The 17,948-nt window shown below is 31.1% G+C and carries 19 protein-coding genes; 18 read left to right on the top strand and 1 reads right to left on the bottom strand.

Features of this window, described 5'->3' with window-relative positions:
• Positions 1 to 162: 162 nt before the first annotated feature.
• The 13 genes from mtnN (at position 163) to holA (ending at position 10,421) form a co-directional block, all read left to right on the top strand.
• On the top strand, positions 163 to 849 hold the full coding sequence (gene mtnN, locus KA873_RS06720) for a 5'-methylthioadenosine/S-adenosylhomocysteine nucleosidase (protein WP_107384649.1): 687 nt from the start codon (positions 163 to 165) through the stop codon (positions 847 to 849).
• An 18-nt stretch (positions 850 to 867) separates the two neighbouring features.
• Positions 868 to 1,395 carry a YqeG family HAD IIIA-type phosphatase gene (locus tag KA873_RS06715; protein ID WP_107384648.1) on the top strand — a complete coding sequence of 176 codons (528 nt, stop codon included), beginning with the start codon at positions 868 to 870 and terminating at the stop codon, positions 1,393 to 1,395.
• Between the two features lie 9 nt (positions 1,396 to 1,404).
• Positions 1,405 to 2,502, top strand: a complete 1,098-nt coding sequence (yqeH, locus tag KA873_RS06710; protein WP_394859704.1) for a ribosome biogenesis GTPase YqeH — start codon at positions 1,405 to 1,407, stop codon at positions 2,500 to 2,502.
• A gap of 12 nt (positions 2,503 to 2,514) precedes the next feature.
• The gene (gene aroE, locus KA873_RS06705; RefSeq protein WP_107384646.1) at positions 2,515 to 3,312 is read left to right on the top strand and encodes a shikimate dehydrogenase; all 798 of its coding nucleotides are present in this window, start codon (positions 2,515 to 2,517) and stop codon (positions 3,310 to 3,312) included.
• A 12-nt stretch (positions 3,313 to 3,324) separates the two neighbouring features.
• Complete coding sequence (gene yhbY, locus KA873_RS06700) at positions 3,325 to 3,615, top strand: ribosome assembly RNA-binding protein YhbY (RefSeq protein WP_019469395.1); 291 nt, start codon at positions 3,325 to 3,327, stop codon at positions 3,613 to 3,615.
• Positions 3,615 to 4,187, top strand: coding sequence for a nicotinate (nicotinamide) nucleotide adenylyltransferase (nadD, locus tag KA873_RS06695; protein ID WP_107384645.1), 573 nt, complete (start codon positions 3,615 to 3,617; stop codon positions 4,185 to 4,187). The genes yhbY and nadD overlap by 1 nt, the downstream gene beginning before the upstream one ends.
• Positions 4,177 to 4,761 (top strand): bis(5'-nucleosyl)-tetraphosphatase (symmetrical) YqeK, encoded by a 585-nt coding sequence (yqeK, locus tag KA873_RS06690; protein WP_107384644.1) that lies wholly within the window; start codon positions 4,177 to 4,179, stop codon positions 4,759 to 4,761. Before nadD ends, yqeK begins: the two co-directional genes overlap by 11 nt.
• Positions 4,762 to 5,115, top strand: coding sequence for a ribosome silencing factor (gene rsfS / locus KA873_RS06685; protein ID WP_046208128.1), 354 nt, complete (start codon positions 4,762 to 4,764; stop codon positions 5,113 to 5,115).
• A 2-nt stretch (positions 5,116 to 5,117) separates the two neighbouring features.
• Positions 5,118 to 5,843 carry a class I SAM-dependent DNA methyltransferase gene (locus tag KA873_RS06680; protein ID WP_107504805.1) on the top strand — a complete coding sequence of 242 codons (726 nt, stop codon included), beginning with the start codon at positions 5,118 to 5,120 and terminating at the stop codon, positions 5,841 to 5,843.
• A 49-nt stretch (positions 5,844 to 5,892) separates the two neighbouring features.
• Entirely contained in the window at positions 5,893 to 6,609 is a 717-nt protein-coding gene (locus KA873_RS06675) for a helix-hairpin-helix domain-containing protein (protein WP_233422661.1), read from the top strand.
• An 81-nt stretch (positions 6,610 to 6,690) separates the two neighbouring features.
• Positions 6,691 to 7,152 (top strand): ComE operon protein 2, encoded by a 462-nt coding sequence (locus tag KA873_RS06670; RefSeq protein WP_019469390.1) that lies wholly within the window; start codon positions 6,691 to 6,693, stop codon positions 7,150 to 7,152.
• Positions 7,153 to 7,247: 95 nt separating this feature from the next.
• Positions 7,248 to 9,371 (top strand): DNA internalization-related competence protein ComEC/Rec2, encoded by a 2,124-nt coding sequence (locus KA873_RS06665; protein WP_348634375.1) that lies wholly within the window; start codon positions 7,248 to 7,250, stop codon positions 9,369 to 9,371.
• A 75-nt stretch (positions 9,372 to 9,446) separates the two neighbouring features.
• A complete protein-coding gene (holA, locus tag KA873_RS06660) occupies positions 9,447 to 10,421 on the top strand; it encodes a DNA polymerase III subunit delta (RefSeq protein WP_107521393.1) in 975 nt (324 codons plus the stop codon).
• A gap of 227 nt (positions 10,422 to 10,648) precedes the next feature.
• Here the strand turns inward: holA and rpsT are convergent, their stop codons facing one another.
• Complete coding sequence (gene rpsT, locus KA873_RS06655; RefSeq protein WP_019469386.1) at positions 10,649 to 10,900, bottom strand: 30S ribosomal protein S20; 252 nt, start codon at positions 10,898 to 10,900, stop codon at positions 10,649 to 10,651.
• A 320-nt stretch (positions 10,901 to 11,220) separates the two neighbouring features.
• Here rpsT and lepA point away from each other — a divergent pair, with 320 nt between their 5' ends.
• The 5 genes from lepA (at position 11,221) to dnaK (ending at position 17,905) form a co-directional block, all read left to right on the top strand.
• Entirely contained in the window at positions 11,221 to 13,044 is a 1,824-nt protein-coding gene (lepA, locus tag KA873_RS06650; protein ID WP_107384904.1) for a translation elongation factor 4, read from the top strand.
• A 104-nt stretch (positions 13,045 to 13,148) separates the two neighbouring features.
• Positions 13,149 to 14,273: a radical SAM family heme chaperone HemW gene (gene hemW / locus KA873_RS06645; RefSeq protein ID WP_107505109.1), complete on the top strand. Its 1,125-nt coding sequence runs from the start codon at positions 13,149 to 13,151 to the stop codon at positions 14,271 to 14,273.
• A gap of 99 nt (positions 14,274 to 14,372) precedes the next feature.
• A complete protein-coding gene (hrcA, locus tag KA873_RS06640) occupies positions 14,373 to 15,353 on the top strand; it encodes a heat-inducible transcriptional repressor HrcA (RefSeq protein WP_107384906.1) in 981 nt (326 codons plus the stop codon).
• A 30-nt stretch (positions 15,354 to 15,383) separates the two neighbouring features.
• On the top strand, positions 15,384 to 16,010 hold the full coding sequence (gene grpE, locus KA873_RS06635; RefSeq protein ID WP_107505108.1) for a nucleotide exchange factor GrpE: 627 nt from the start codon (positions 15,384 to 15,386) through the stop codon (positions 16,008 to 16,010).
• A 50-nt stretch (positions 16,011 to 16,060) separates the two neighbouring features.
• Positions 16,061 to 17,905, top strand: a complete 1,845-nt coding sequence (dnaK, locus tag KA873_RS06630; protein ID WP_019469381.1) for a molecular chaperone DnaK — start codon at positions 16,061 to 16,063, stop codon at positions 17,903 to 17,905.
• Positions 17,906 to 17,948: the final 43 nt, after the last annotated feature.

Below are 17,948 nucleotides of genomic sequence, written 5' to 3'. Positions count from 1 at the left end.
TATTTACATGTTAAATCAAATTGATAATGCGAAAATTTACATAAATTTCTTACGATAAATAATGAAATATAAATTTGATATAAATATGATTCAATCGTCGAGCTATCAGTTTAAATGTGGTAGAATAACTAAGGTTAGGATTTTAAATTGAGGTGAATAACAATGATCGGTATTATTGGAGCTATGGATGAAGAAGTAGCAATCTTAAAAAATAAACTTGTGAATTTAGAAGAGATTAATATTGCACATGTATATTTTTACAAAGGTTATATAAATGATAAAGCAGTCGTATTAACTCAAAGTGGCATTGGTAAAGTAAATGTAGCCATTTCAACAACATTATTAATTGAAAAGTTCAAACCTGATTTAATTATTAATACAGGTTCTGCAGGTGCATTGGATAAATCATTAAATGTTGGTGATATCGTAGTAAGCGATATGGTTGCTTATCATGATGCTGATGCTAGAGCATTTGGTTATCAGTTAGGACAAATCCCACAAATGCCTGAACAATTCGTAGCAGATAAATCATTGATTGACAAAGCGACACAAGTAATTACAAATCAACAACTAATTGCTAAGGTAGGCTTGATTGTAAGTGGTGACAGTTTTATTGGTACAAAAGACCAACGAATGAAAATTAAAACAAATTTCCCTCAAGCGATGGCTGCAGAAATGGAAGCAACTGCAATTGCACAGACTTGCTATCAATTTAATTTACCATTTATTATCACACGTGCAATATCAGATTTAGCAGATGGAGACGCTGGTATCACATTTGATGAATTTTTAACAAAAGCAGCAAAATCTTCTAGTACAATGGTAGAAAATTTAATTAAAAAAATATAAAAAAGGTGAATTGAAATAATGGGTATAATAAAGAAATACTTTATGCCAAATGAATATGTGCAATCTATTTTTCAAATTGATATAGATAAGCTTGCAGAATCTGGCGTAAAAGGTATCATTACTGATTTAGATAATACACTAGTGGGATGGGATGTTGCTGATCCTACAGAAGCAGTTAAAACTTGGTTTGAAGAGGCAAAACAAAAAGGCATTACGATTACAATTGTTTCTAATAATAATGAAAAAAGAGTTGGTAGTTTTTCTAAATCATTAAAAGTAGATTATATTTTTAAAGCAAGAAAACCAAGAGGGCGTGCATTTGATCGTGCAATGCATTCTATGAGTTTAGATCCATCAGAGATAGTGGTAATAGGTGATCAAATGTTAACGGATGTATTTGGTGGTAACAGACGTGGCTTATTTACTATTATGGTAGTACCTGTCAAACAGACAGATGGCTTGATTACTAAATTTAATCGTCTTATTGAACGCAGATTATTACAACATTTTAGAAAAAAAGGATATATAAAATGGGAGGAAAATTGATTGAGTGAAGTGGATGTATTGAAATGTATAGGTTGTGGTGCACCTTTACAGTCTGAAGATTCTGATGCACCGGGTTATGTTCCAGAACATAACTTATTTCGTGAAGATGTTGTGTGTAAAAGATGTTTTAGACTAAAAAATTATAACGAAGTTCAAGATGTAGGTTTAGATAGCGATGACTTTTTAAATTTACTTAATGGCTTAGCAGATAAAAAAGGAATAATAGTAAATGTTGTGGATGTATTTGATTTTGAGGGTTCATTTATCAATGCAATTAAACGTATCGTCGGCAACAAAAAAATTATTCTTGTAGCGAATAAAATAGATCTTTTGCCAAAACAAATAAATAAACGTCGTGTAAAAGAATGGTTGAAGAAAACAGCTAAAAAATATGGACTTGATGCTGAAGATGTCGTGCTTATTTCAGCAGACAAAAATGAAGGTATTGAAAATCTATTAACTTCTATTAACAGTATCAGAAACGATGAAGACGTATATATTGTAGGAACTACAAATGTAGGTAAATCAACTTTAATTAATAAATTAATAGAACGTAGTGTAGGAGAAAAAGATGTTGTTACAACTTCAAGATTTCCTGGTACAACCTTGGACATGATTGATATTCCACTTGATGAAACGACGTTTATGTATGATACACCAGGAATTATTCAAGCGCATCAAATGACACATTTAGTATCTGAACATGAACTTAAAACAATTATGCCTAGAAAAGAAATTAAACAACGTGTTTATCAGCTTAACGAAGGACAAACATTATTTTTCGGTGGACTTGCACGTATAGACTATATTAGTGGCGGAAAAAGACCGTTAGTCTGTTACTTTTCTAATGATTTAAATATTCATAGAACAAAAACAGAAAAAGCTAATGAATTATGGCGAAATCAATTAGGATCTGTATTAGCACCACCTCATAATCCTGAAAATTTTGATTTGAGAAATGTTAAAGCCGTAAGGTTAGAAACTGGTAAAGAAAAACGTGATGTAATGATTTCTGGATTAGGCTTTATCACGATAGACGCAGGTGCAAAAGTCATTGTACGCGTGCCAAAAAATGTTGATGTTATTTTAAGAAATTCAATTATGTAAGGTGTGTAAAATATGAAATATGCAGTAATAGGCCACCCAATTGATCATTCTTTATCTCCAGTGATGCATAATGCTAATTTTGAATCTTTAAATTACAATGCAGCATATGAAGCGATTAATATTCCTGAAGATAAATTCCATCTAATAAGAGAAATTATTTCAGATAAAGCACTTTCTGGTTTTAATGTAACAATTCCGCATAAGGAACGTATTATACCTTTTTTAGATGAAATTGATGAACAATCAGAAACTGTAGGTGCCGTGAATACGGTTAAGATAGAAGATGGTAAATGGATTGGTTATAATACAGATGGTATCGGTTATGTTAAAGGCTTGCAACGCGTGTATCCAGATTTAAAACATGCCTATATCTTAATTTTAGGTGCAGGCGGTGCTAGTAAAGGCATTGCGAATGAATTAACTAAGTATGTACAACCCAAACTTACTATTGCAAACAGATCTTTGGACAGATTTGAACAATGGAATTTGAATGTAAACAAAATTCGATTATCTGATGCTGAATTAGCATTATCCGAATTCGATATTATCATCAATACGACACCAGCAGGAATGAACACAAATCAAGAAATACCAATTAGTTTGAAGCATCTAGAGTCTGATACGTTAGTGAGTGACATTGTGTATGTACCCTTTAAAACACCAATCTTAGAACAAGCCGAAGTCCAAGGTAACCCAATCTATAATGGCTTGGATATGTTTGTTTATCAAGGTGCAGAAAGTTTTAAAATATGGACAGATACAGAACCGGACGTGCAAGTTATGAAACGCACAGTTTTAAATTATTTATAAAAGGAGCATTTTATGTTAACAGGTAAACAAAAGAGATTTTTGAGAAGTAAAGCACATAATGTTGACCCAACTTTCCAAATCGGAAAAGCTGGTGTTGGTGAAAATATGATAGAACAATTAAATGATATTTTAGAAAATAGAGAATTAATAAAAATACATGTATTACAAAATAACTTTGAAGACAAAAATGATTTAGCGCAAACTTTAAGCGATGCAACTCATAGTGAAATTGTTCAAGTAATCGGGTCTATGATTGTCTTGTATAAAGAATCACAAGATAATAAACAAATTCAATTGCCATAATGTCTAAAACGATAGTCTTATATGGTGGGCAGTTTAACCCGATTCATACAGCTCACATGGTTGTTGCTAGCGAAGTGAATCATGTTATTAAACCAGATTTGTTTTACTTTATTCCAAGTTATATGTCACCGCTCAAAGCGCATGATGATTACTTAGATGCGAAATATAGAATTGATATGATCCATTGTGCAATTAATGAACTTGGGTTTGGATCTGTTTATTTAGACGAAGTCGAACGCAAGGGACAAAGTTACACGTATTTTACAATTAAACATATTTTAGAAAAACATCCAAATGCTAAACTATATTTTGTTATAGGTACTGACCAGTATATTCAATTAGAAAAGTGGTATGAGATTGAAAATTTGAAATCAATGGTAACCTTTGTAATTGTGAATCGTGGTAAAGCAAAGCAAGAAGTTTCAAATAATATGATAGCAATTAATATTCCACGCATAGATATAAGTTCAACACTCATCAGGGAAAGAGTAAAACAACATAGTAATATTCAAACGCTGGTGCCTCAAAGTGTAGAGAAATATATCAGAGAGGAAGGATTATATGAAATTTGATGAAGCTGTCTCCCTAGTTAAAGACAAATTACCTGAGAAAAGATATAATCATTCACTAAGAGTAGCAGAAACTGCTGTTAAATTAGCTGAACAGTATGATGGGGATAAAGACAAGGCCGAACTCGCAGGTATATTACATGATTATAGCAAGTACGATGATTTGGGATCTATGTATCAGATTGTTAGACAAAATGATTTGGATAGTAACTTGTTGAGTTACGGATCAGAAATCTTACACGGTCCAGTTTGTGCAGTTATAATGGAGCAACAATTTGGTGTAAACGATGAAGAAGTATTACTTGCCATTAAAAATCATACAACTGGTCGTGCTCAAATGACCAAAACAGAAAAATTAGTTTTTATCGCAGATTATATTGAACCTGGTCGTCAAACCCCAGGCGTTGAAGAAATTAGAGATTTAGCATACAATCAAGGTAGCTTAGATAAAACCATTTATGAAATATCTAAGCGAACTGTTTTATATTTAATCACGAAAGATATTACCGTTTATGATGCCACGATTGCTTGCTTGAATTATTACAATTATAGTGACGAAAGAGTAAAGGATGATTAAATGAAATCAGATCAATTATTAAATTTAGCTGTCAATGCAACTGAGAATAAAAAAGCAGAAGATATTATTTCTTTAAATATGCAAGGTATTAGCGATATGACTGACTATTTTATCGTATGCCACGGCAATAATGAAAGACAAGTTCAATCCATTGCACGTGCAGTTAAAGATGCTGCAAATGAAGCGGAAATCGAAGTAAAACGAATGGAAGGCTTTAATGAAGCAAGATGGATTTTAATTGACCTGGCCAACGTAGTAGTACACGTATTCCATAAAGATGAACGTGATTATTACAACTTGGAGAAATTATATCGTGATGCACCATTAGAATCTTATGGACAGGCAGTTTATTAATAATGGCTCAATATGAAGAAATGAGCTATTACTATGATCAATTAACTTTAGATCAGCCATACGAATCATGGCTTGATATTGTAAATTATTATGCTAAAAACAAATCAACTATCTTAGATATTGGTTGTGGTACAGGCAGTTTCACTTCAAAATTAAACGACTTTGATAATATAACGGGTATGGATTTAAGTGTTGATATGCTTTCGATAGCAATGCAAAAATCCAGTGAAGTGAATTGGATAGAAGGTGATATGACTGAATTCGACCTTAACCAACAATATGATGCAATAACCATTTTTTGTGATTCTTTAAATTATTTAACAGAATATGGAGATGTGTTATCCACTTTTCAGCAAGTATATCATCATCTAGAGCCGAATGAGGGTGTATTTATGTTTGATGTCCATACTGAACACAAGATGAATACATTATTCAATAATCAAAGTTATATTGATGAAACAGAAAATGTATTTTTAGCTTGGGAAGCGATTCGTGGTGAAGAACCTTTAAGCGTATGGCATGATATGACATTTTTTATAAAACAAGATGATAACTTATATAAAAGATTTGATGAGTCACATTACCAAAAGACTTATTCAAAAGATGTTTACACTAAAATGTTAGAATCATGTGGTTTTAAACATATAACGACATTTGTTGATTTTGAATTTGAAAACCAGAATGATAATCAAGAAGGAGAGCGCTTGTTCTTCATTGTTAAAAAATAAAAAAGTAAAATCACTCCTTTATGCGTGTAAACTATAAAGGAGTGATTTTTTGTTACCATTATGGGAATTGTTTAAAGAAAGATTTAGTCAATTTAATTCTACAATAAAGGTTTGTGTTATGCTATTTATAATAGTGACTGTAGCCATAACTTTATCATTTTTGATGAACCGTGATAACGAACAAATGAAAAAAAATAATGATATAGCACCAATAGAATTGCCCGAGCATAACCAACCCATACCAAATGAAAAAAATGAATATTCATCGAATAAAACTGAAACACAAAGCAATGACCATACCAAAGATTCATTTGTTTATGTTGATATCAAAGGTGCGGTAAAATATCCAAATGTTTATAAAATGAGAAATAATGATCGAGTTAAACAGTTGTTGGATAAAGCAATCGTTTCAGAACATGCTGATTTAACGAACATTAATTTATCAGAACGATTAATAGATCAGAAAATGATATATATTCCTGAAAAGGGGGAACACACTCATTTACAAGCTCAGAATCAATTGAATAAAAGTGAAACCGCCACAAATTTTTCAGAAAAAAAGGATACTGATGGTGCAACAGTAAATTTGAATACTGCATCAGAAAGCGAGCTTACCAGTATACCTGGAATAGGAAAGGTCAAAGCTAAAGCAATCATTGAATATCGTGAGCAAAATGGTAATTTTAAATCTATTGATCAGTTGAAAGAAATTAATGGATTCGGTACTAAAACAATAGAAAAATTAAGTTCATATTTAACAATCTGAAATTTTGTTGTAATTTTTCGAAAATCGATTTAATCTATAAATATCACATTAAAAATTTACATAAATTGGAGGTTTAGTATCATGGATCGTATTAAATGGGAAGAATACTTTATGGCGCAAAGTCATTTATTAGCGCTGCGTTCTACATGTCAAAGATTGTCTGTAGGAGCAACGATTGTAAAAGATAATAGAATTATAGCCGGAGGGTATAATGGTTCTGTGTCTGGAGAAGTACATTGTATTGATGAAGATTGCCTGCTGGAAGATGGTCATTGCATTCGCACGATACACGCAGAAATGAACGCATTGCTACAGTGCGCAAAACAAGGGGTGTCAACAGAAGGGGCAACGATTTATGTTACACACTTTCCATGTTTGAATTGCACAAAGTCAATTATTCAAGCTGGTATTAAAACGATTTATTATGCTGAAGACTATCATAATCATCATTATGCTTTAGATTTGTTAAAACAATCAGGTATTGTGTATAAAAAAATTCCATTTAATCAAGAACACGTAGCACAATATTTAATCAATAAATAAAATTGATTTATTATGCTTTAGCTTATTTGTCTGGTAACTTGCTACTATTTAATAAATTTTTATCTTTTATTTTAATACTTGGGCTAGTCATAATAATGAAGAGAAAAAGCTTTAGTTTAATTCATTTTATCATGATAGTTATCATATCTTTAAGTAGTTTTATGATGTTTCAAAATGACTTGAGATCAGAAAAAGAATACCATTCTTCAATGATAAATAAAGTATTTCAAGGAAAAGCGAAGTTTATCACAAAACCCAATTTGGAGCATCGTATACTTAAAGGTAAAATTAAAATAGGTAAAAAGCTTTATACTTACATTTATAATATACATGCATCAAAAAATATAGAAATAAAAAATGTTTCTGAATTTTTGTTCCAAAAAACTTGTAAGGTACACGGACAGTTTAGAACATTAAAAAACGATACAAGACCTAATCTTATTTTTATTATTCAAAATATTCATCTTTCAAGTTGTTATGAAGACACAAGCACTTTTTCTGATACTTTAAATAAACATAAAGCGTTTATTTATGAAAAAATGAAACAATGGAAAATAGCTTTTCCCGAAAAAACAATTGCATTAATTACAGGCGATACATCGCTTATGAAAAAAGATGAATTAGATACAATTAAAAAGATTGGCATTGCGCATCTACTTGCTATTAGTGGAACACATATAGCTATAATTATTGCAATCATATGTTATATTCTTAATAGGATAAAATGTCCATTGTTTTTAACCAAACTAATATTAATCATATTATTACCTATTTATTGCATGTATACAAATATGTCTCCAAGTGCTGTTAGAGCAATATTTATGAGTTTGTTAATATTCATATTTCCAAAATACATTATAAAGAATTCAATGAACATTTTAGGATTTTTATTCATATTTTTAACATTTTTAAATCCCTCGTTAATTTATCATGTCGGATTTCAACTTTCCTTTTTAATCACTTTTTCAATCCTTTTTGCCAGTCCATTACTAAAGAATTTAGGTATTGTTCAATCTTTGTGCTATATCACGTGGATTGCACAATTAAGCTCATTTATCTTAAGTTGTATCCATTTTCATCAAATTCAATGGATTGGTCTAATTTCAAACATCTTTTTTGTTCCATTCTATTCTTTCATATTATTTCCCTTCGTTATTTTTCTTACTTTTATCATACATTTGCCAATCAAACCATTATTTATAATCAACTTATATAATCAATTAATTGTTTTGCATGATAAAGTGGTCGGATTTTTTGATAAACTCAACTTTTATCAATGGTACATTCCCAACTTAAATAATCTTCAAATAACTATAATATGTCTCATTTCGTTTCTATGTTTAGTTTTATTCGTTCATAAATGCTATAAATTTATGATAATTAGTTTAATTGCCTTATATATTGTCACTACAATTCTACCTCAATTACGCGACTACCAACTTACAATGTTGGATGTAGGACAAGGTGACGCCCTGTTATTTGAAACTAAATTACACGAATCATTATTAATCGATACGGGCGGTAATTTTAATTCGACACAGAACTTTGCGAATCACAGTATTTCAAAATATCATATCTTACCAACATTAAAACGACATAATATAAAAAAGATAGATTACGTTGTGGTTACACATCCACATCTTGATCATATCGGTGAACTAGATTATTTAACAAAAAGTTTAAAAATTAAAAATATCATTATCAATGCAAATAGTTTTAAAATTAAAGAACTAAATCATTTAAAAAATACTTGTTTAAAAAAGGATATCAAGTTAATAGATTTCAAAAATAAACCACAATTTTTTATGAATAAAGCGAAAGTTAATCTGTTAGATGCTACAATTTCCAATTCTGATAATTTAAATGAACAATCAATCATTATATTAATACAGTACAAAAGTTATAAAATTTTATTAATGGGAGATGCAACAAATAATAATGAAGAGAATTTAATACATAAATATCATTTATACAATGTTGATATTTTAAAAGTTGGACATCATGGTAGTCGTACGAGTACAAGTAATAATTTATTGAAAGCAATTAGGCCTAAAATAGCTCTCATTTCAGTAGGCGAAAAAAATAAATATAGACTTCCCAATCCACAAATTATCAATAGATTAAAATCTTTTGACATTAAAATATTTCAAACAAATATCAACGGAGAAGTGAACATTTTATTTAAAAACCAAATAGAAATTCACTCACAATTCAATTAAAATTTTTAATTAGTGAGAAGCTATGACGCGTGTTATAATTATAAAACGTGTAATAGAAATGAAAGGGTGCTAAGAATGAGCAGCAATATAATAACGATATATGGTGAAGTACCTGAACTAATTGAAAAAAAAGCTTCTGAAGTCATTGAACAATATTTAGATGCACCAAAAGATGAATTCAATTTCGTTAAATATAACTTATATGAAAATGATTTAGCTCCAATTATTGAAGAAACGCTGACAATGCCTTTTTTCTCTAATAAAAAGGCTGTTCTAGTACAAAATGCATATGTATTTACTGGTGAGAAGCCACCTAAAGAGTTAAATCATAATATTGATCAACTGATAGAATTTATAGAAAAATACGATGGTGACACTTTAATATTATTTGAAGTAAATCATTCTAAACTAGACGAAAGAAAAAAAGTTGTTAAATCTTTGAAAAAACATGCACAAATTAAAAAAATAGAACAAATGTCAGAAGAAGAAATAAAGCATTGGATAAAAAGTCAACTGCATGAAAATTATAAAGATATTAAACAAGATGCACTAGATTTAGTTATTGAATTAACTGGAGTTAATTTTAATATTGTTAAGCAAGAAATAGAAAAACTTATTTTGTTTTTAGGTGATAGAACAACAATTAACAAAAATGATGTTCATCAAATTGTTAATAGAAGTTTGGAGCAAAATGTTTTTTTGCTCACTGAATATATCCAAAAAAATAAGAAAACAAAAGCTATTCAATTGGTTAAAGACTTAATAGCGATGAAAGAGGAACCTATAAAATTATTAGCTCTAATTACGAGTAATTATCGACTTTTCTATCAAAGTAAAATATTAGGACAAAAGGGTTATAGTGGTCAACAAATTGCTAAAACAATCAATGTTCATCCTTATAGAGTAAAGTTGGCTTTAAATCAAGCAAGACACTACGAATTAGAAAGTTTATTAAATATCATTGATAATTGCGCAGAAACAGATTATAAATTAAAATCATCTTATATGAATAAACACCTTATACTTGAACTGTTTATTTTATCCTTATAAATTAGGCGTTTTTAGTTTTAACTAACCGTCATACTGCATATAATGTTGTCGATGAATTATAACGTAAGTATCTATAATGTTTAATCTTATAAAACCATATATATATATAGAAAAAAGCCCAGAAGAGATTTCACTTATTGCAAATCATTTCTGGGCTAAATTTATGAAGGATGGGGTTCGATATATTTAAAAAATAAAAAAGTTCAAGCGTAGGCTTGAACTTTAAATTATTTAGCAGCTGTCATTAAAGATGATTTAATTCTAGCAGCTTTGTTAGAATGTATTAAGTTGCGTTGAGCAGCTTTATCTACTTTTTTCAATGCAAAGCTTACTAATTCAGCTTTATCGTCAGCATTAGTGTCGATTGCTGTATGAGCTCTTTTCACAGCTGTACGCATTGCATTTTTTTGTGAAATATTACGTTCTTCAGTTACATGAGTAGTATTAACACGTTTAATTGCAGATTTAATGTTTGGCATGTCTGTCACCTCCTAAAAGTGTGATCTTCGCTATCAAAAATTAATTTGATTACAACAAGAAATATTTTATCAAAACAACCAGGTTTCTGCAATCATTTATTTATATTAAGACGCGTAAAGTCGCGATAAATGGTACAATAATAATTATAATGACAAAAGATATACACAAAAATAGTTACATAGACGATAAAATATACACATAACTTTAAAATTTACTATTAATTTTATCAAGTTTGCAATTAGTAAATAAAAACGTTATTATATCAAAGAATGTCATACATATTTACGGGCTAGAATTATGAAAGTGAGACTGATAATACATGGATAAAGAAAATCGTTTAAGCAAGCGTGAAAATATAAGAAACTTTTCTATTATTGCACATATTGACCATGGGAAATCTACATTAGCAGATAGAATTTTGGAAAATACTAAATCTGTTGAATCACGTGAGATGCAATCACAGTTATTGGATTCTATGGATTTAGAAAGAGAACGCGGTATAACAATAAAATTAAATGCTGTGCGTTTAAAATATGATGCAAAAGATGGTGAGACTTATACGTTTCACTTGATCGATACACCTGGACACGTAGATTTTACATATGAAGTTTCTAGATCATTAGCTGCCTGTGAGGGGGCTATATTAGTTGTAGATGCTGCTCAGGGCATAGAGGCTCAAACATTAGCCAATGTTTATTTGGCACTAGATAACGATTTAGAGTTATTACCAGTTGTAAATAAAATTGATTTACCAGCAGCAGAACCTGAACGTGTAAAGCAAGAAGTAGAAGATGTAATAGGGCTAGATAAAGATGATGTCGTATTAGCCAGTGCAAAATCAAATATTGGCATTGAAGATATATTAGAAAAAATTGTAGAAGTGGTACCACCACCTCAAGGAGATCCAGAAGCGCCGTTAAAAGCGTTGATTTTTGATTCAGAATATGATCCGTATAGAGGCGTTATTTCTTCAATTCGAATAGTTGAAGGAACTTTGAAAACGGGTGATGAAATTAAAATGATGGCTACAGGAAAATCTTTTGAAGTTACCGAAGTAGGTATCAATACACCTAAACAATTACCAGTTAGTGAGCTGACAGTAGGGGATGTAGGTTATGTCATTGCCAGTATTAAAAATGTAGATGATTCACGTGTCGGAGATACGATTACACATCTAGATCGTCCAGCAGCAGAGCCGTTAAAAGGTTATAAAAAAATGAATCCGATGGTTTTCTGTGGTTTATTCCCTATAGATAATAAAGATTACAATGATTTACGAGAGGCATTAGAAAAGTTGCAATTAAATGATGCTTCATTAGAATTTGAACCTGAGTCATCTCAAGCATTAGGTTTTGGATATAGAACAGGTTTCTTAGGTATGTTGCATATGGAAATTATTCAAGAACGTATTGAACGTGAGTTTGGAATAGAACTAATTGCTACAGCACCATCTGTGATTTATGAATGTATTCTTAAAAATGGTGATGAAATCTCTGTTGATAATCCAGCATATATGCCTGAAAGAGATCAAATTGATACGGTATATGAACCTTTTGTAAGAGCGACAATGATGGTACCAAATGATTATGTCGGTGCAGTTATGGAATTATGTCAACGTAAACGTGGACAATTTATTAATATGGAATATTTAGATGATATTCGTGTCAATATTATTTATGAATTGCCACTATCTGAAGTTGTATTTGATTTCTTTGATCAGCTTAAATCAAATACAAAAGGCTATGCTTCTTTTGATTATGAATTCATTGATAATAAAGAAAGTGACCTAGTCAAAATGGATATATTACTAAATGGAGAGAAAGTAGATGCACTTAGTTTTATAGTTCATAAAGATTTCGCATATGAAAGAGGAAAAGCGTTAGTTGAAAAGCTAAAAACGCTTATACCTAGACAACAATTCGAAGTACCTGTACAAGCAGCAGTTGGACAAAAAATAGTCGCCCGTACAAATATAAAATCAATGGGTAAAAATGTCTTATCTAAGTGTTATGGTGGAGATATTAGCCGTAAGAGAAAACTATTAGAAAAACAAAAAGCTGGTAAGGCAAAAATGAAATCAGTTGGTAATGTTGAAATACCACAGGATGCTTTCCTTGCAGTGCTTAAGATGGACGAAGATTAATATTATTACTTATTAAATATTGGGGCCTTAAATCCATTCGATTTATGCCCCGGTTTTTTTGTTATGTTAATCTATTTTATTTAACGAAAGAAGGTCATCTCAAAATGGAAGTGAAAAGTGCTTATATCCATATTCCTTTCTGTGTCAAAATTTGTACTTATTGCGATTTCAATAAATATTTTATACAAAATCAACCAGTGGATCAGTATTTAGATTGCTTAATAAACGAAATGAAACAAAGTGAAGTTAGATCTTTAGAAACAGTTTTTGTCGGTGGTGGCACACCTACTGCTTTGTCGTATGAGCAACTTGAGAAATTATTGACTGCAATTACAGAAATCTTTGAAATTAAAGGAGAATTTAGTTTTGAAGCGAATCCAGATGAATTAACTTTAGAAAAAGTACAATTGTTAAGGGATTATGGTGTGAATAGATTGTCGATGGGCGTTCAAACATTCAAACCTGAATTGTTAGAGATATTAGGACGTTCTCATAAGACTGAGGATATATACAGAGCCGTATCGAATGCAAGACAAGTTGGGATACCTTCTATAAGTTTAGATTTAATGTACCATTTACCACAACAAAGCTTAGAAGATTTCAAAGATAGTTTAGAAAAAGCGTTATCGATGGATATTGATCATATTTCAAGTTACGGCTTGATTTTAGAGCCTAAAACTCAGTTCTATAATATGTACCGTAAAGGGCAGTTAAAAATCCCGAACGAAGATGTCGGAGAAGAAATGTACGAATATTTATTAAAGAGGATGCATGAGACTGAGTTACATCAATATGAAATTTCAAACTTTGGTAAAAAAGGACATGAATCAGAACACAATAAAGTTTACTGGAAAAACGAAGGCTATTATGGATTTGGAGCCGGGGCAAGTGGTTACGTAAATGGCGAACGTTATAATAATGTAAATCCCGTGAATCATTATATAAAAAAGATACAAAATAACGAAAGACCTATTCTTGACGCAGTATATCCAACAGAAAGTGAACAAATGGAAGAAGAGATGTTTCTAGGTTTAAGAATGAACCAAGGTGTAAGTAGAAAACGGTTTAATCAAAAGTTTAATAAAACGATTGATGACGTTTATGACGAAGCGATTAAAGATTTAAAACAGAGAGAATTAATTTATGATACAGGTGACTATATTTCTTTAACAGAGAGAGGTAAAGTAATTGGAAACCTAGTATTTGAAGCGTTTTTACTGAATGTTTAATTTTTTAAAAAAACTAAGGCTTTAACATTGACTTACTTTGACCAATTTGATAAATTATAATTAGCACTTGAAACAAAAGAGTGCTAATGAGGTGAAAACATGATTAGTGATAGACAATTGAGCATTTTAAATGCAATTGTTGAAGATTATGTTGATTTAGGTCAACCAATTGGTTCCAAAACACTGATTGAAAGACATAATTTAAATGTTAGTCCTGCCACTATCAGAAACGAAATGAAACAACTAGAGGAACTTCATTTAATAGAAAAAACACATACTTCATCAGGACGTTCTCCATCAGAGTCAGGCATCAGATATTATGTGAATCAATTATTGCAACAAACATCTCATCAACAACACAAAAAAATACAACGTTTAGGAGATTTACTGGTTGAAAATCATTATGATATTTCCTCAGCCTTGAGTGAATTCGCGAATGAACTTTCAATCGCTTCTCAGTATACAACGTTGGTAATGCGTCCAAATCACAAAAAAGATATTATTAATAACATTCACTTGATTCGAGCAAATGCATATTTAGTAATCATGGTCGTTGTTTTTACATCTGGCCATGTTGAACACTTACATTTAGTATCCAAGGCACGTTTATCGAGTGATGAATTGACAAATATAGCTAATTTTGTGACTGCAAAATATAATGCGTTAAATCAACAACGCTTGGAAAATGAACTAAATGCCTTTGCAAAGTCAGATTTTGAAAAAGACTTTATAAAGGATATGTTAGATACAATAGATGTTCATTTTGATAATCAAAGTAATGGCATTTACATGGGTGGAAAGGTTAAACTAATTGATGCACTAAACGAATCAAATGTTTCTTCTATTCAACCTATATTGCAGTATATTGAATCAAACAAAATTACTCAGCTACTTGATGAAATGTCAAATTCATCAATTAATGTTAAGATTGGACAGGAAATCGAATCAAGCTTGAGCGATATTTCTATTGTCACTACGGAGTATCACATTGACGATAGACTTAAAGGTCAAATTGCGGTTATCGGACCAACGGCAATGAATTATCAGAATGTAATACAATTACTAAATACGATTTGGTAATTAAGAATTGTATTGGATGGAGGGCAGAAAATGACAGAAAAAAATGAATCAGTATTCGATGAAAACGAAAAGACTGAAGATATCAATCAAGAAACACCAAACAATCAAACAACTTCAGTTGAAGATACTGATGAAATAGCTAATGAATCACAAGATAATCTGCAAGAGGAAAATTCTGAAGATATTGATGCAGATATCGATCCTAAAGATGAAGAAATTCAACAATTAAAAAATAATGTTCAAGAAGAAGAAGAAAAATATTTAAGATTATATGCTGAATTTGAAAATTATAAGCGTAGAATCCAAAAAGAAAATCAAACGATGAAAGCATATAAAGCTCAAGATGTTTTAAATGACATTTTACCGACTATAGATAATATAGAACGAGCTTTACAGATTGAAGGCGAAGATGAGCAATTTAAATCATTACAAAAAGGTGTAGAAATGGTTTATGAAAGCTTGTTGAACGCATTGAAAAATAACGGTTTAGAAAAAATTGAGGCTGAAGGTCAACAGTTTGATCCAAATGTACATCAAGCTGTAGTACAAGACGATAATCCTGATTATGAATCAGGTCAAGTTACTCAAGAACTACAAACTGGTTATAAATTGAAGGAACGTGTTTTAAGACCTTCAATGGTTAAAGTAAATCAATAAGTTTATTGATGAAAATACCGAATTTTTAAACAAACAGGAGGAATTTATTTATGAGTAAAGTAATAGGTATTGACTTAGGTACAACAAATTCATGTGTAGCAATTTTAGAAGGTGACGAACCAAAAGTTGTTCAAAACCCAGAAGGTGCTAGAACAACACCATCTGTTGTAGCATTTAAAAATGGTGAAACTCAAGTAGGTGAAGTTGCTAAGCGTCAAGCAATTACAAACCCTAATACAATTCAATCTATCAAACGTCACATGGGTACTGAGCACAAAGTAGACGTAGAAGGTAAATCATACACACCACAAGAAATATCTGCGATGGTATTACAAAACCTTAAGAGTACTGCAGAAGATTACTTAGGTGAAAAAGTAGAAAAAGCAGTTATCACTGTTCCTGCATATTTTAATGATAGTGAACGTCAAGCTACAAAAGATGCTGGTAAAATTGCAGGCTTAGAAGTTGAACGTATTATTAACGAACCAACAGCAGCAGCATTAGCTTATGGTTTAGATAAAACAGAACAAGACCAAAAAGTCTTAGTATTTGACCTAGGTGGCGGTACATTCGACGTATCTATCCTTGAATTAGGTGACGGTGTATTCGAAGTACTTTCAACTGCAGGTGATAATAAACTAGGCGGGGACGACTTTGACCAAGTTATTATCGATTATTTAGTTGCAGAATTTAAAAAAGAAAATGGCGTAGACTTATCACAAGACAAAATGGCATTACAACGTCTTAAAGACGCAGCTGAAAAAGCTAAAAAAGACTTATCAGGTGTTTCTCAAACACAAATCTCATTACCATTTATTTCTGCAGGTGAAAATGGTCCACTACACTTAGAATTAAGTTTAACACGTTCAAAATTTGAAGAATTAGCTGATTCATTAATCAGAAGAACGATGGAACCAACTCGCCAAGCTATGAAAGATGCAGGTATCAGTAGTTCTGATATCGATGAAGTTATTTTAGTTGGTGGTTCAACAAGAATTCCTGCAGTTCAAGACGCTGTGAAAAAAGAAGTAGGTAAAGATCCTCACAAAGGTGTTAACCCAGACGAAGTAGTAGCAATGGGTGCTGCTATCCAAGGTGGCGTTATCACTGGTGATGTTAAAGATGTAGTATTATTAGACGTAACACCTCTTTCATTAGGTATTGAAATAATGGGTGGACGTATGAATACATTGATTGAAAGAAATACTACTATCCCTACATCTAAATCACAAGTTTATTCAACGGCTGCAGATAATCAACCAGCAGTTGATATTCACGTATTACAAGGTGAACGTCCAATGGCTTCTGACAACAAAACACTTGGCAGATTCCAATTAACTGATATTCCACCAGCTCCACGTGGTGTACCACAAATCGAAGTAACTTTTGATATCGATAAAAATGGTATCGTTAATGTTACTGCAAAAGATTTAGGTACAAATAAAGAACAAAATATTACTATTCAATCAAGTTCTTCACTTTCTGATGATGAAATCGATCGTATGGTGAAAGATGCTGAAGAAAATGCTGAAGCAGATAAACAACGTCGTGAAGAAAGTGATTTAAGAAACGAAGCAGATAGCTTAGTATTCCAAGTTGAAAAAACAATTACTGATTTAGGTGAAAACATCAGTGAAGATGATAAAAATAATGCAGAAGAGAAAAAAGAAGCTTTAAAATCTGCGCTTGAAGGCGAAGATATTGATGACATTAAAGCTAAAAAAGAAGAACTAGAAAAAGTAGTTCAAGACTTATCTGCTAAAGTTTACGAGCAAGCTGCTCAAGCACAACAACAAGCACAAGGTGAACAAGCAAGTGGTTCAGATGATAGCAATGTTGAAGATGCTGATTTCACAGAAGTAAATGATGATGATAACAAAGACGACAAAAAATAAGTTTAGTTATTAATTGCTATTGAAAGCAGAATATGACACAATT

The organism is Staphylococcus sp. GDY8P45P, from assembly GCF_017892745.1.
Lineage (GTDB): Bacteria > Bacillota > Bacilli > Staphylococcales > Staphylococcaceae > Staphylococcus > Staphylococcus cohnii.
The sequence above is the reverse complement of the archived record's forward strand: the minus strand, read 5'-3'. Positions and strand labels throughout refer to the sequence as shown.